Here is a 13,614-nt window from a genome sequence, read left to right as displayed (position 1 = left end):
CGATTACCTGAGAGGTAAAGAGGCGCGCTAGTGAAGCGCCGGTTGCCGCATTATTTATTGCACGTCCCACCAACGCGGCAGCAAGCGCCGCACTTCCGGCCGCCGATAACGGTCGTCGATCAGATGCACCACACCCTGGTCCTGCTCCGTGCGAATTACGCGCCCGGCCGCCTGCACCACTTTCTGCAAGCCGGGGTATAGATACATGTAGTCGTAGCCGTTGCCGAACCTCGTCTCCATCGTGCGACGCATCTGTTCGTTGATCTCGTTCATCTGCGGCAAACCGAGCGTGGCGATGAAGGCGCCGATCAATTGCCGGCCGACCAGGTCGACGCCCTCCGAAAATGCGCCGCCGAGCACTGCGAAGCCCACGCCCTGGTTCATGGTGCGAAAGCGCGCAAGAAACGCGTCGCGCGCAGTTTCGTCCATGCCGGGTTCCTGCGCCCAGACCGGCAAATCCGGATGCCGCTCGCGCATCAGCGCGACCACGCGCTGCAGATACTCGAAGCTGCTCAGAAAGCCCAGATAGTTGCCCGGCTGCGCGGCGTATTGCTTCGCGATCAGATCGACGATCGGCATGAGAGAGCGCTCGCGGTCGCGCCAACGCGTCGATACGTTGCCGGCCACGCGCACCTGCAACTGCTCGGCGCGAAAGGGGCCTTCCACGTCGAGCCATTGGGTCTGTTCGGGCAGGCCCAGCGTGTCGCGATAGAAATGATGCGGGTTGAGCGTGCCCGAGAACATCACCGTGGTGCGCGCCGCCGCGTAGCGAGGCGCGAGAAACGGCGCGGGAATCACGTTGCGCACGCACAGCGTGGCATTCGTTTTGTCGCGCGGCGCGTAACGGTCTGTGGCCAGCGTGATATCGAAGATGGAATGCTCGCCGAACTGCTCAGCCAGCGCGACGAAATGCATCGCGTCGAAGAAAAAGCGCAACGACGCTTCGTCGATGGAAAGCGGTGCTTCCGCCAGTTGATCGGTGACGGCGCCGATCAGATTCTGCGCGGCCGAGAGCAGTTTGCCAGGGACGTCGGCATAGACCTGATAGGTCTCGGTCTGCGCGCGTTTGACAGCGCTCCACTCGCGTTGCAGCCGCTCGAGCGGCTTGCGCAAGGTGGCGGGCGCCGTCTTGCGCGCGAGCCGGAACGCCCCCTGATCGAGCGACGCGCTGTACATGCGCCGCGCGCGGTCGAGCAGATTGTGCGCCTCGTCCACCAGCACGCCGACGCGCCATTGATTGATCTGCGTGAGCGCGTACAGCATCGCGCTGCTGTCGTAGTAGTAGTTATAGTCGCCGACCACCACGTCGGCCCAGCGCGCCAGTTCCTGCGCCAGATAGTACGGACAGACCTCGTTGGCGAGCGCCGCGTCGCGCACCGCCGCGCGGTCGAGGCGCGCACCGGCCAGCGCCGCGCTGCGGGCCGCGTCGAGCCGGTCGTAGAAGCCGCGCGCGAGCGGACAGGATTCGCCGTTGCAGGCCTTGTCGGGATGCTCGCAGGCTTTGTCGCGCGCGACCAGTTCGAGGGTTCTCAACGGCAGACGCGTGGCGCCTTGATGGAGGGTTTCGATTGCGTCCAATGCCAGCGCGCGGCCCGGTGTCTTGGCGGTTAAAAAGAATATCCGCTCGATCTGGTCCGCAGCGCACGCCTTGAGCAAGGGGAAAATCGTCGCGAGCGTTTTGCCGATGCCGGTCGGCGCCTGCGCCATCAAAGGCTTGCCGTCACGCGCCGCGCGATACACCGACACCGCCAGCTCGCGCTGCCCACTGCGAAACTGCCCATGCGGAAACTGCAGCGCGCCGAGCGACGCGTTGCGCGCGGCCCGATGCGCTTCTTCCTGCACGGCCCAATCGAGAAACCGCTCGCATTGCTCGACGAAGAAAATCTCCAGGTCGAGCGCGGTATGCGTTTGCGTCAGCAGCACCTCTTTCTGCGTGCCGATATCGAAGTACACCAACGCGACGGTCAGCTCCGCGAGCTCCCGCGTCCGGCACAGCAGATGACCGTAGACGAGCGCCTGCGCCCAGTGCAGCGTGCGGTGATTGGCCGGCATGCGTTCGAGATCGCCGCGATGGGTCTTGACCTCTTCCACGCGGTTCGCGACGGGATCGTAGCCGTCTGCGCGCCCGCGCACGGTCAGATTGCGGTGCGTGCCGGTCAGCGTGATCTCGGTTTCGTAGCCGCTCGCGCGCCGGCCGGCGACGGTCACGTGGCCCGCCATGCCTTCGAGCGAGGTCGGCGCCGGCGTGAAGCGCAGATCCAGATCGCCGCGCCTCGCGGTGAACTCGCACATCGCCCGTACGGCGACCACGTAGGTCATGCGCGGGCCTCGGTGGTGGGGCTGATGACGGCTTTTGTGGCGGCTTCGGCAGCAACCTCGATCGTGCAGTTTGTGGCGGCCTCAGAGAAAGCCTTGGTGGTAGCGTCGGCGGCAATTTCAGCCGCGCCACCTTCGGCAACTACCTCTTCATCAGCCCAGCGCACGTCGAGCACGCGCACCGGCATCCCGTGCTGCGCGCAATACGCGAGCCAGCGAATCTGGTTGTCCTGCAAGCGGTCGCCCGGGCCCTTCACTTCGATCAACTCATAGCGACGTTCGGCCGGCCAGAAGCGGATCAGGTCGGGCAAACCGGACCGATTGCCGCGCACGTCGCGCAGCAAGCGTTCGAACCACAGCTTCAGATGCGCGGCCGGCAGACAGTCGAGCGCCAATGCAACGAGTTCCGGCGTAAGCAGCCCCCAGAACACGAACGGCGATTGCAGCCCCGCCTTGCCATGCAGATGCCGCACAATCGTCTCGCGGTAGGCACCGCTATCGAGTTGTTCGAGACACGCGGCGAACAGCTCTGCGCGGCGCGCATGAAAATCCGGCGCGTGCAGATCGGCCGGACCGCGCTGGAACGGATGAAAAAACGCGCCGGGCAACGCCGCGAAAACCGGCTCCCAGCACAACAGCCCAAACAGCGAATTGATCAGCGCGTTCTCGACGTAGTGCACCGGCGCGGTCTCGCATGTCAAGTGATCGCGGGCGACGTATTCGACCGGCATCGGCGCCTCGGGTCGCGGCAGCACGAGCGTGCTGCGCTCGACCGGGCGAGCGGCAGGCACACGCGCAACCGGTTCGCCGCGCTTGCGCTGCAAACGCGGCAGCATGCGCGCGACGCGTTGCGCCTCTTCTTCGCTCTCCGGCGCGGCGGCGGCTTGCGAGGCCAGTGCGAAAGCATCGTCGAAACGCTCGCTGCGTTCGAGCACGCGCATGCGCCGATGACGCGCGCCGGGCCACGCGCAACGCTCATAAACGGCGAGCGCCGCCGCCCAGTTCTGCCGACGCTCGCACAGCTGGCCGACGCGGAACAAAAGTTTCGCGCGCCGAGTTTCAAGCCAGGGGTTGGCCGTTTCAATGGCGACGACAGTGGCGACGATCTCTTCGACTGCGAGCGCTTCCGTCTCGCCACTGGGTAACCATTCGAGCGCATCACGGCACGCGTGCAACGCGAGATAGACGTCGACATCCGCGCGCTGCTGAAACGCGCGCGACGACGGCGCGAACGCCACTTTCTCGTACTGGAACACGCCGAGATCGGCGAGCACGAACTCCGACCACTCCTGCTGCAAATTGCCGAAGAACATCAACCGCAAGCGTTCACAAAGCGGCGCGATCGCCACGTCAAAAACGCGGTCCTCCGTTCGGCTATGCCATGCCGAAAGCGGACGCGCCGTGGCGTCTTGCTCGTCGCTTTCACTTGCGTAAAACGGGCGCAGTGTTTCCAGCAGATCCGACTTGCGCAGGCTCCTTGCGCCCGGAATCATCGCGATGGCGTCTGAGAAAATCTCCATCAACTCGGCACGCGTGGTGAGTGCGAACAATTCGTCGAGCGTGAGTCCCGGTTCGGTGTCGACCCAGCCGAGCGCCGCGATCGGCGCCGCTGCCTGCAACGGGCAGCCGATTTCGTCGTAAGACAGGCGGCTCGCGCGGAACAGCGTGCCTTTGCGCATGAGCATGCGAACCAGTAGCGCGCGCGAAGACTGCGGCAGCGCGGCGAACTCGCGCAGAAAGGCGTGTTCGTGCGCGTCGAACAGATCGTCGTAACGCTGCGCGAGCCACGCCAGAGCGCGCTCGAAGTTCAGCAGATAGTAGAGGGCGTAGGGAGAGACGGGTGTCGCCACGGCACTTTCATGAAACCTGTATGTTTATACAGTGATGATAGCAAACTCCGTGGCCGGCCCGGCCACACGGCCTTGAGGCGACATCCTAGCGGGGCTTGAACGTACCGCCATGCGAATCCGTCCGCGCGCCGCTTTACCCTCGCGTGCTCCGCAACGGCGACGAAGTATCGGAGATGCCGGAGTTCCATGTCAGCAGAGTGGCAGGCTTATCGAACGGGATGCCGCATTGTGTCATTCGATCGTGCCGCCGCTACTGCATTTTCATTGCGCCGCCAGCCACACCACCGTCAACGAACGCACGCCTTGCGCGCCGCGAATCAGCACGCCTTCGATATCCGCCGTCGCCGAAGGTCCGGTGACGAGCGCCGCATAGCGGGCATCGCGGAAATCATCGCGCCGGTACACGTCCTGCAAGCCGTCGATCAGTTGCGCCGGGTCGAGCAGCACGACCAGATGCTGCACGATGTAGCCCAGCGCGTTGACCACATACTCGCGCTCGCTGAACCACACCGAGCCGGTCTCAGCGACGCCGAAGCGCGCCCGCACGACGCCCACGTCGATATCCTGTAGCGAAGCGGGTTCCGTGTCGGCGGTGAGCGGGCGCGTGCCCGACACTTCCGCGGTCGCCGAAGCCACCGACGCCTCAGCGCCGAAGCGCTCGCGAATCAATCCGCTCACCTCGGCAGCAGACGTGGCTTCGACGCAGGTGCCGCCCATTGCCTGCAAGGCCGCCGTGAAGCGCGCGCGCAGATCGCCGCCCGCTGGGTCGAAGAGCGGCACTTCAGGCCGTGGCCGCGCCGGCGGCTGTGCCTGCCGCACCTTGTCCAGAAAAGCCTCACGCGTTGCCATTGTCACCTCCACGATTCTTCTTGTACCAGGCGTGGAAGGTCAGCTTTGGCGCCTCCGGCAACTCGCGTTGCTTGCCCCAGATATTCAGCGGGTTATACAGCACGAAATTCGGCAGCCGCCGCAGCGCGCTGCCCATCGACGACACCGTCGCGCGATACAAGGTCGGACTCGCCAGCAAGCGCCCCGCCATTTTCAGCACTTCCTGCTTCACGAACGGCACTTCATGGCGTTCGGCAATCACCGTGCGCCATTTGTAGATTTGCTCGTGAATATTGATCTTCACCGGACACACGTTGGTGCAACTGCCATTGAGCGTCGACGCGAACGGCAGCGCGCTATAGCGCTTCAGATCGAAAGTCGGATTGATGATCGCGCCGATCGGCCCCGAGTAAGTGCCGCCGTACGACAGCCCGCCGCTGCGCCGGTACACGGGACAAGTATTCATACACGCGCCGCAGCGAATGCATTTGAGCGAATACCAGAAGTCCTCCATGGCGAGCCGCTCCGAGCGGCCGTGATCGACGAGAATGAAATGCATCTCCGTGCCCGGACGCGGCGCGCGGAAATGCGAGGTGTATTGCGTGATCGGCGAGCCGAGCGCGCTGCGCGACAACATGCGGATGAACACGCCGAGGTCGCATACTTTTGGAATCAGCTTCTCGATTCCAATCGACGCGATATGCAACGGCGGCACGTTCGCCGACAGATCCGCGTTGCCTTCGTTCGTACACACCACCACCGTGCCGGTCTCCGCCACCGCGAAATTGCAGCCCGTCATGCCGGCGGTCTTCTCGCGCACGAAGTACGGCCGCGTGTTCATGCGCTGGCTTTCCGCGAGGTAGTGAATGTCGCTGTTCTTCGGATCGGTGCCGATGGTGCGGCCGAACAGTTCGGCGACATCGGCGCGCAGCTTGTGCACGGCCGGCACCACCATATGGCTCGGGTCCTGATGATCGAGTTGCTGGATGCGTTCGCCCAGATCCGTTTCCATCACCGTGATGCCGCGCGGTTCGAGATACTCGCGCATCTTGCATTCGTCGGTGAGCATCGACTTGCTTTTGACGAGCGTGGTCATGCCGCGCTCCGACATGATCTGGTGCACGAGCGCGTTGTGCTCTTCGGCGGTGGCGGCCCAATGGACGGTCACGCCGTTGGCTTCGGCGGCCGCCGCGAACTGTTCGAGATACTGCGAGAGGTTTGACAGCGTGTGCTCTTTAATACCCGATGCGAGCTCGCGCATCGTCTCCCATTCGGCAATGCCGTGCGCCTGCACGTCGCGCTTCTCGCGCAAATCCCATAGACGTTTGTCGTGAAACGCAACATGCTCCGTCTTGCCGATGAAAGCGCCCGCCGCTTTCGCGTGATCGATCCGGTTGCTCATGCGCGTGCTCCGTTGAGGACCTGCGCGATGTGGATGAAGCGCGCGTCGGCTTTCATGCGTTCGGCGCAGCCTTGCTGATGCATGAGACACGACATGTCGCCTGAGACGATATATTCGGCGCCCGCGTTCAGATGATCGCGCACCTTGTCCTGCCCCATGCGCACCGACACCGGCTCTTCGGTGACGGAGAAAGTGCCGCCGAAACCGCAGCATTCGTCGGGCCGCGCCGGCTTGACGAACTCGATGCCCTTCACGCCTTCGAGCAACGTGCGCGGCTTGGAAAACGGCGTGCCCGCCACTTCCGAAATCGACGCTTCCTTCAGATGCCGCAACGCGCTGCAACTGTTGTGCAATCCGACGCGATGCGGAAACTCAGCCCACGGAAATTCACGCGCACCGACCACGTCGTGCAGAAACTCGACGAGTTCGTAAGCGTTCGCGCGGACCTGCTTCACTTCGTCGGTTTGTTCGAGCGCGGTTAGATGCTCCCGCACGTGATGGATGCAACTCGCCGACGGCCCGACGATGTAGTCGTAGCCGGCAAAGTTGCGCGCGAACACACGCTCGGCGCCGGCGGCCTCTGCATGCGCGCCGCTGTTGGCCATCGGCTGGCCGCAGCAGGTTTGCTCCTGCGGATAGTCGACCTCGATGCCGAAGCGTTCGAGCAATTCGAGCGTGGCGATCCCCACTTCGGGATAGAACGCGTCGATGAAGCACGGGATGAACAGGGCGACTTTCATAGGCTCTTTGAAAGGAAAAGCAGCAGCCGGCGATTCACCTACTCTACTGCGGAATCGCGTTGGTGAACCAGTGTGGCGCCGCGGCGGCGTTGAACGATTGCCAAGGATTTCGCCGCGCCAGTCTGACTGGTAAGGTTGGTCTGACCAAGAATATAAGGAAGTCCAGAAAGCGTGTCAATGGCGCGATGGCGACGGATGACAGCTTGCGTCGCGCGAGTCGCAAACGCTACGCCCAGTTATCGAGACTTGTGACCAAACGGTCCGTTCGGGTCGCTATACGGGTTATGGGTTTTTCGCCTGATGTCCCAATGCGTTTCGGACAATCCCGCCTGTTCACGCAAAGGAGCAGGCACCCCCTTTCCAGGCTTCGCATCCGGCTTGATGTCCTCGAGACCTCGCGCCCACGCCTCCAGCATTCGCTTGCCGACATTCCTGAACTCGGGATACCGGTCCGCGTATGCGCTGACCAGCGGAAGCACTTTCTGCACCGCGCTTACCACCTGCTCGAGTGCTGCGTTCATATCCGTCGGCGAGAGACTCAGCCGCGCACCGCCGTATTCGAACAGCGCTTTACCGGAGCACCACAATTTTTTGCCTTTCAGCGACAACGCCGGTGCGTCATCCTGATAGCGAGGGTAAGCGGTGACAGTCACGATGTCGTACACGGGAGAAAGGCGAGCGTCCCGCTCATTCGTGTACGTCAACGCGTAGTTCTTCATATGCGCGTCAGCGTTACGCAGCGCATAGTTCAGCAGCAACAGCAAGAACAGCTTGCGCTTGCTGTCTTTCCGGTGATCCACCCCGAGATACTGATTACAGAGCTTCGCAAGGTCTTCGACGGTACCCTGGTATTTGCGTACAGGATCAAAGCCCTTCAATGCGCAAAAGTCTTCGACCCCGAGGCGCGTGCCATCCGCTTGCAGATCGAAACGCCGTATCGCGAGCACACGGCCGTCCTCTGAAAGGCGTGTTTCCGGAACATTCAGGTCCGTGTTCCTCGCGACCTCAAGGCAGAGGTATTCGTTGATGCTGAGACCCGGCAGGTCAACTGGACCAGTTTTTAAAATGAACTCGTCCGTCCAGACGGTCGCCTTCTCCTCACCGGAAGCCAGTGTTTTAGGCATGACCCCCGAAACACCCTCTCTAATGCCTGCCTCAAGGTGTTTGAGAAGGTTGTCTCTGGAGTCCGGACTCGCGAGAAGCGTTGCCATATCGAAGTTAGACCCCGCTATCTCGAGCGGCGCCCCGTGCGGGACTGCTCTTACCCGCCCGATGGTATTGGCGCCCGTCAATGCGAGTAGCCCCATATCGCTCACGTCCGCGTGAGGACCGAGATGTTGACGAATGAGATCTTTCTTGAAGCCTTCCGGCAGATTCATCTGGAACGAAGGCATGATGCCCCCGGGCCAGGTATAGGAGCCGTTTCGTACCGGCATGAGAAGCGAGACGACGTCGGCGGTCGGCGTACCGGGCAGATAGGTGAAGACGCCACTGTGCGCCTCTTCCGTCAGCGTCCCGACCAACGTGAAGTTGCCGTAGATGTCGAGTACGGCCATGAGCTATTCGCGTTTTCCTGTGGCCCTGACACTGACCTCGGAGCGCGGGAGCCGGACACGCCGCCGGGTTTCGTCGACGGAAACAGGAAGCGTTCGCTGTTCGGTCAGAACGTCGTCGAGCGTACGCCGATGGCCTATCGGACGAGCCAGAAGCTCGAGCCCCACTGCCTCGAAGAGACTCAGCAGCTTGACGGTGCCGAGTTCGGGAAGCAGTCCCGTCTCAAAGCGGCTAATCCGCGCACGAGTGATGCCGCTTTGCTCGGCAACCTGCTGCTGAGTCTTGTTTGCGGCAATCCGCGCGAGGCGAAATGTTTCTCCAAGCTCAAAAAGGTCCATGTGCCACCTGCGATACGTTAAGTGCAGTCAAGTCGACATTGTATCCTACGTGATATCTTATCAGTCAAGGATCATGTGTCGTATACTACACTTTAACTCGGTTTCTTCTATCAATGTGCCTTATATGACACATAAAAGTGCCGCCAGACCGCGTGAGCCGCGGTGACGGCAATGCTGCTTTCCCTTTGCACTGACAGCAACTGCCCGGAGCTGAACACGTGGTCCTTCCGGGGATGAGTCGGTCATGCATCAGCAGGGAGGGAGTGCCCGAACGCTTCACTTCGCGCGTTGATGGATCGCCGCGCCGGCCGAAGATGATTGAAGGGCGAAGACTAAAAGCAACAGATGCCGGCCAGTCCGGGCGCCCACGCAATCACGAAACCACACTAGACGAAGGCTTCGCCGCATCTTCCTTGTACATCTCGCGCACGAAGGCCAGATGACGCTCGGCGGCCTTGCGCGCCTTTTGCGCGTCGCGTGCCATGACGGCGTCGTAGATGGCCTGATGCTGGCTCATCAACTGCTTTTCCATCGCGTCGTCGTAATCGATCAGCCGATGGTACTGGCGCATGCCCTCGCGAATCAGCGTATGGATGCCGTGCATCACATGCGCGAGCGCGATGTTGTGCGTAGAGTCGGCGATCGCAAGGTGAAACGCGGCGTCCAGTTCCGCGAGATTGACGCGATCCTGAGACTGCGAGCCGGCCTTCAACGCCTCGAACGCGACGCTGATCTTTTTCAGGTCGGCGGCCGTGGCGCGCTCCGCGGCATACACCGTCGAAATCGCTTCGAGCCCCTGGCGCAACTCCAGAATATCGGCACTGGTGCGCGGATTCTGCAGCAGCAGCTCGGCGAGCGGCTTGGAGATGATCGGCGCCGTGACATCGACGACCGTAAAACCGCCCCGCCCCGATGTCTCGATGTAGCCGTCCGCTTCAAGCCGAATCAGCGCTTCCCGCAACGACGGCCGCGACACGCCGAGCTGCGTCGCCAGATCGCGTTCAGCCGGCAAGCGGTCGCCGGGCATCAGCGTGCCGTCCGAGATCAGTTGCTTGATCTGATCGGACACCACGTCGGACAGCCGTTTGCGCGTGAAGGCCTGGATCGGGAGAAATGGCATGGGCAGCGGTGAGTAAAGCCGGTTGATCGAGCGGTTTTCAGGCCGTGGAGAGTGTCCAGGCACGATGCGTTGCGAGGTTGCAGTCGCGCTTCGACGGTGCTACGAATTATACCGTTCAACGGGACAGGCCGAATCCGGTTGGCACGCGAGCCGGCCGGCGTTGCGAGTCGTCGGGAACCCGCTAGCGCGCACCCGCCGCGTAGAAAACCGCCAGATCGCGCCGGACCGTGTGCAAGGCCGCGTCGTCGAGATAGATCATGTGACCGGTCGGATAGTAGGCGATTCGCACATTGGCGCGCAGCGGCCCGTCCAAGCCCAGATGCGCGAGCGCATATTCGGTGGCGTAGAACGGCGTGGCCAGATCGAAATAGCCGTTCAACGACATCACGCGCAACTGCGGATTCTGCCGCATCGCTTCAGCCAGATCGCCGGCCGCATACGGTACGGGCAAACGCTCGCCCCACCATTCGCGATGCTTCCAGTCCCATTGCGTCAACGCTTCGTCGTTGAAGACGCGGTAGCGATCGGCCGGCGTGAAGTGCAGGTCCTGAGCGAAATGCTGATGCAGCGCCGCGTCGAAAGCACTCGACACGCTGCTCACCGAGGCGTCGTAGTCGGGGCGATCCGACACGCTGTCGAAGTCGATGCCTTCAAAACGCGCATCGTAACGGCCGACACTGCGCGCCTGATCGCGCAGCAATTCACTGCGATAACGCGACGGATAGAGACGCAGGCGGCTGCGCTTCACATAGGCGATATCGAGGCCGGTGAATTGCGCGACGCGCGCGGCGATCGCGTCGCGCTCGGCGTCGGGCAGCGCGTCGCCTTGTGCGAGGGCTTGCGCATACGGGCCGCGGGCGAACGCGCGGGCTTCGTCGAGGAAAGCAGGCAGACTGGCCGGCTTCGGCACGATCTTGCCGTGATACCAGGCGATCGCCGCGAAGCTCGGCAGATAGCTTTCGCTTTTGAAATCCGAACCCGCCGAAAACGCGGCCGAATCGAGCACCGACGACATCAGGATCACGCCGTTGAGCGCGATATTGTTCTGCCCTAACTGATACGCGAGCATCGCGGCGCGCGCGGTCCCATACGATTCGCCGAGCAGATACTTCGGCGAATTCCAGCGCTGGTTCACCGTCAGATAGCGGTCGATGAATTGCGAGAACGCATCCACGTCCTTGTCGACGCCCCAGAAGTCTTTGCCCGTGCCATGACCCACGACGCGCGACAAGCCCGCACCGACAGCGTCGATGAAGACGAGGTCGGTGCTATCGAGCAGGCTGTCGGGATTGTCGGCGAGCGTATACGGTGCGGGCGGCGTGATATCCGGGCTCGCGGTACGCACCCGCTTCGGCCCGAATGAGCCGATCATCAGAAAGACGGTGCCGGCGCCCGGACCGCCGTTGAACAGAAACGTGACCGGCCGCGTCTGCGGCGTTTTGCTGGCGACGGTGTAGGCAATATAAAAAACGCTCGCGTTGGCCTGCCCCGTCTTGTCGCGCAACAGCAGGTTGCCGGCGGTGGCCGTGTAGTCGATCTTGCGGCCATCGAGCCGAATGGAATGCTGCGTGACGGATGCTGTTTCCGGCGGTACGGGAATCCCCGTCGGTTCCGCTTTCGCGCTGCGCTGCGCCGTGCTGCCCGACGCTTCGTTCTGCGCCGACGCGACCGCGCGTGGCTGCGCAGGCGCGCGTTTCGGCGCCGCATCCTGCGAGTCCTGCTGCGGTTGGCCGTTCGGCTCCGGGCGCTGACCGGGCTGGCCGCTCACGAAGCGGGGCGCGTCCGGCTCCGATGCCTCGGTATCGGCGCTCGCTGCGGCTTCCGGCGAGTCGCCCGGTTCAGCCGCCGCGCACAGGGTGCTGAACATGGCGAGTGCGGCAAGCACGAGCGCCATCGCGACTAGCGCGGCCGCCATGGATCCCGCCATCAAGGATTGGCGCAACCAGAAGGTAAAGCGAAGGCCCATGAGTTTCCCGACGAGTGTCGATAGGCGCCGATGTCCGCAAGGTGCAGGCTTAAGACGAACTCGGCGCTCGATTTTTGACGCAAGCATTTACGGCGTCAATCGAAAACTGGCGAGAACACGCATTCCTCCCACGACGCATCGCCGCGTTACGCCAATCGAAAAGCAAACGAAACGTCGGCGAAAGACTCAACGACCCGGCAACGCGCCGACGAATGCAGCGATGCGTTCGCACGCGTCGATCAGACGCGCTTCGTCGACGACGAAACCCAGCCGCACGAAACCATTCGCCGTCTCGCCGAAAGCACTCGCGTCGAGCAGCGACACGCCCTGCGCGCGAAACAGCTGCCAGGTGAAGTCGACCGTATCGAGGCCCGTGCCGCTCACGTCGACCATCATGAACATGCCCGCCTCGGGCAACAGGCACCGCAAACCCGGCACGCGATGCAAACGCTCGAACACCACGTCGCGCCGGCGCCGGTAGATCTCGCGCATCTCGGCGGCGATCCGCGCCTTGTGCTGCAGAGCCGTCAATGCGGCCTGCTGGATGAAGCCGGGCAAGCCATAAAGCATGGCAAGCGCGAGCCGCCCCATGTGCTCGATCAGCTCAGTTGGCCCGATCGCCCAGCCCACGCGCCAACCGGCCATGGCATGCGATTTCGACAGGCTGCCGAGCGTCACGGTGCGCTCGGCCATGCCGGGCAGCGCGGCGATGCTCACGTGCTCGCGTTCGAACGTCAACTCGGCGTAGACCTCGTCGGAGAGAACCCATAGGTCGTGCCGGCACGCGAGCCGCGCGATACGTTCAAGATCGGCGCGTTGCATGACCACACCGGTCGGATTGCACGGCGTCGCGAAGAAGATGGCTTTGGTGCGTGAGGTAACGGCGGCTTCGAGCGCGTCGCAGTCGACATGAAACGCCCGCGCCGGATCCACTGGCACCGTCACGAGCGTGGCGCCGGCCGCGCGCACGCAGGCCTCGTAGGTCAGATACATCGGTTCGGGGACGATCACTTCGTCGCCCGCTTCCAGCAGACACAACGACGCGGCGAACACGCCGTTCTGCGCCCCCGCCGTCAGGATCACATTGGCGGCGCTCGCGGCGCAGCCGGTCATGCGCGTGTGCTCCGCGGCGATCGCCGCGCGCACCGGCTCGCGGCCGGACACGGCGCTGTAGTGCGTATCGCCGCCCCGCAAGGCCTCGATGGCACGCTCGACGATCGGCGCGGGCGTGGCGAAGTCGGGGTCGCCCACGCTCAGAACGATGACGTCTTCGCCTCTCGCCTCCGCCTGCTGCGCGACACGATGGATTTCCCACGCTGAGGTGCGCCGGCCTTGCAGGCGTTCGACCAGATTCGAGTACTTCATTGACCGCACCCCGTTTCCCATGGACCCGCCAATGTAAAGGGGCGCGCGCGAAACGTCCAGATACGAAAAAGCGCCACGCGAACAAACAGTCTCGCGTAGCGCTCCGGCGTTGCCCCTGATTCGCGGGGCGACGCG

At 63.2% G+C, this 13,614-nt stretch carries 10 protein-coding genes; all 10 read right to left on the bottom strand.

The genetic code is table 11. The features are described 5' to 3' along the window. Window positions 1-54: 54 nt before the first annotated feature. Entirely contained in the window at window positions 55-2,319 is a 2,265-nt protein-coding gene (locus B0G81_RS09125; RefSeq protein ID WP_134134638.1) for an ATP-dependent DNA helicase, read from the bottom strand. Continuing rightward, window positions 2,316-4,166 (bottom strand): VRR-NUC domain-containing protein, encoded by a 1,851-nt coding sequence (locus B0G81_RS09120; protein ID WP_134134635.1) that lies wholly within the window; start codon window positions 4,164-4,166, stop codon window positions 2,316-2,318. The genes B0G81_RS09125 and B0G81_RS09120 overlap by 4 nt, the downstream gene beginning before the upstream one ends. A gap of 261 nt (window positions 4,167-4,427) precedes the next feature. Continuing rightward, a complete protein-coding gene (locus B0G81_RS09115) occupies window positions 4,428-5,015 on the bottom strand; it encodes an LUD domain-containing protein (protein ID WP_134134631.1) in 588 nt (195 codons plus the stop codon). Beyond that, window positions 5,002-6,396 (bottom strand): lactate utilization protein B, encoded by a 1,395-nt coding sequence (locus B0G81_RS09110; protein WP_134134629.1) that lies wholly within the window; start codon window positions 6,394-6,396, stop codon window positions 5,002-5,004. The genes B0G81_RS09115 and B0G81_RS09110 overlap by 14 nt, the downstream gene beginning before the upstream one ends. Continuing rightward, complete coding sequence (locus tag B0G81_RS09105) at window positions 6,393-7,136, bottom strand: (Fe-S)-binding protein (protein ID WP_134134626.1); 744 nt, start codon at window positions 7,134-7,136, stop codon at window positions 6,393-6,395. The genes B0G81_RS09110 and B0G81_RS09105 overlap by 4 nt, the downstream gene beginning before the upstream one ends. A gap of 236 nt (window positions 7,137-7,372) precedes the next feature. Then, window positions 7,373-8,692, bottom strand: a complete 1,320-nt coding sequence (locus B0G81_RS09100; RefSeq protein WP_134134624.1) for a type II toxin-antitoxin system HipA family toxin — start codon at window positions 8,690-8,692, stop codon at window positions 7,373-7,375. Between the two features lie 3 nt (window positions 8,693-8,695). Continuing rightward, a complete protein-coding gene (locus B0G81_RS09095) occupies window positions 8,696-9,028 on the bottom strand; it encodes a helix-turn-helix transcriptional regulator (RefSeq protein WP_134134622.1) in 333 nt (110 codons plus the stop codon). A 373-nt stretch (window positions 9,029-9,401) separates the two neighbouring features. Further along, window positions 9,402-10,148 (bottom strand): FadR/GntR family transcriptional regulator, encoded by a 747-nt coding sequence (locus tag B0G81_RS09090; protein WP_134134620.1) that lies wholly within the window; start codon window positions 10,146-10,148, stop codon window positions 9,402-9,404. A gap of 181 nt (window positions 10,149-10,329) precedes the next feature. Continuing rightward, window positions 10,330-12,114, bottom strand: coding sequence for a peptidase S10 (locus B0G81_RS09085; RefSeq protein ID WP_134134618.1), 1,785 nt, complete (start codon window positions 12,112-12,114; stop codon window positions 10,330-10,332). A gap of 186 nt (window positions 12,115-12,300) precedes the next feature. After that, window positions 12,301-13,479, bottom strand: a complete 1,179-nt coding sequence (locus B0G81_RS09080; RefSeq protein WP_121308779.1) for an aminotransferase class I/II-fold pyridoxal phosphate-dependent enzyme — start codon at window positions 13,477-13,479, stop codon at window positions 12,301-12,303. Between the last annotated feature and the right edge of the window lie 135 nt (window positions 13,480-13,614).

The sequence above is a fragment of the Paraburkholderia sp. BL6665CI2N2 genome, assembly GCF_004366535.1.
Classification (GTDB): Bacteria; Pseudomonadota; Gammaproteobacteria; order Burkholderiales; family Burkholderiaceae; genus Paraburkholderia.
Note: the sequence above shows the minus strand (reverse complement) of the source record. Positions and strands in the feature narration are given on the sequence as shown.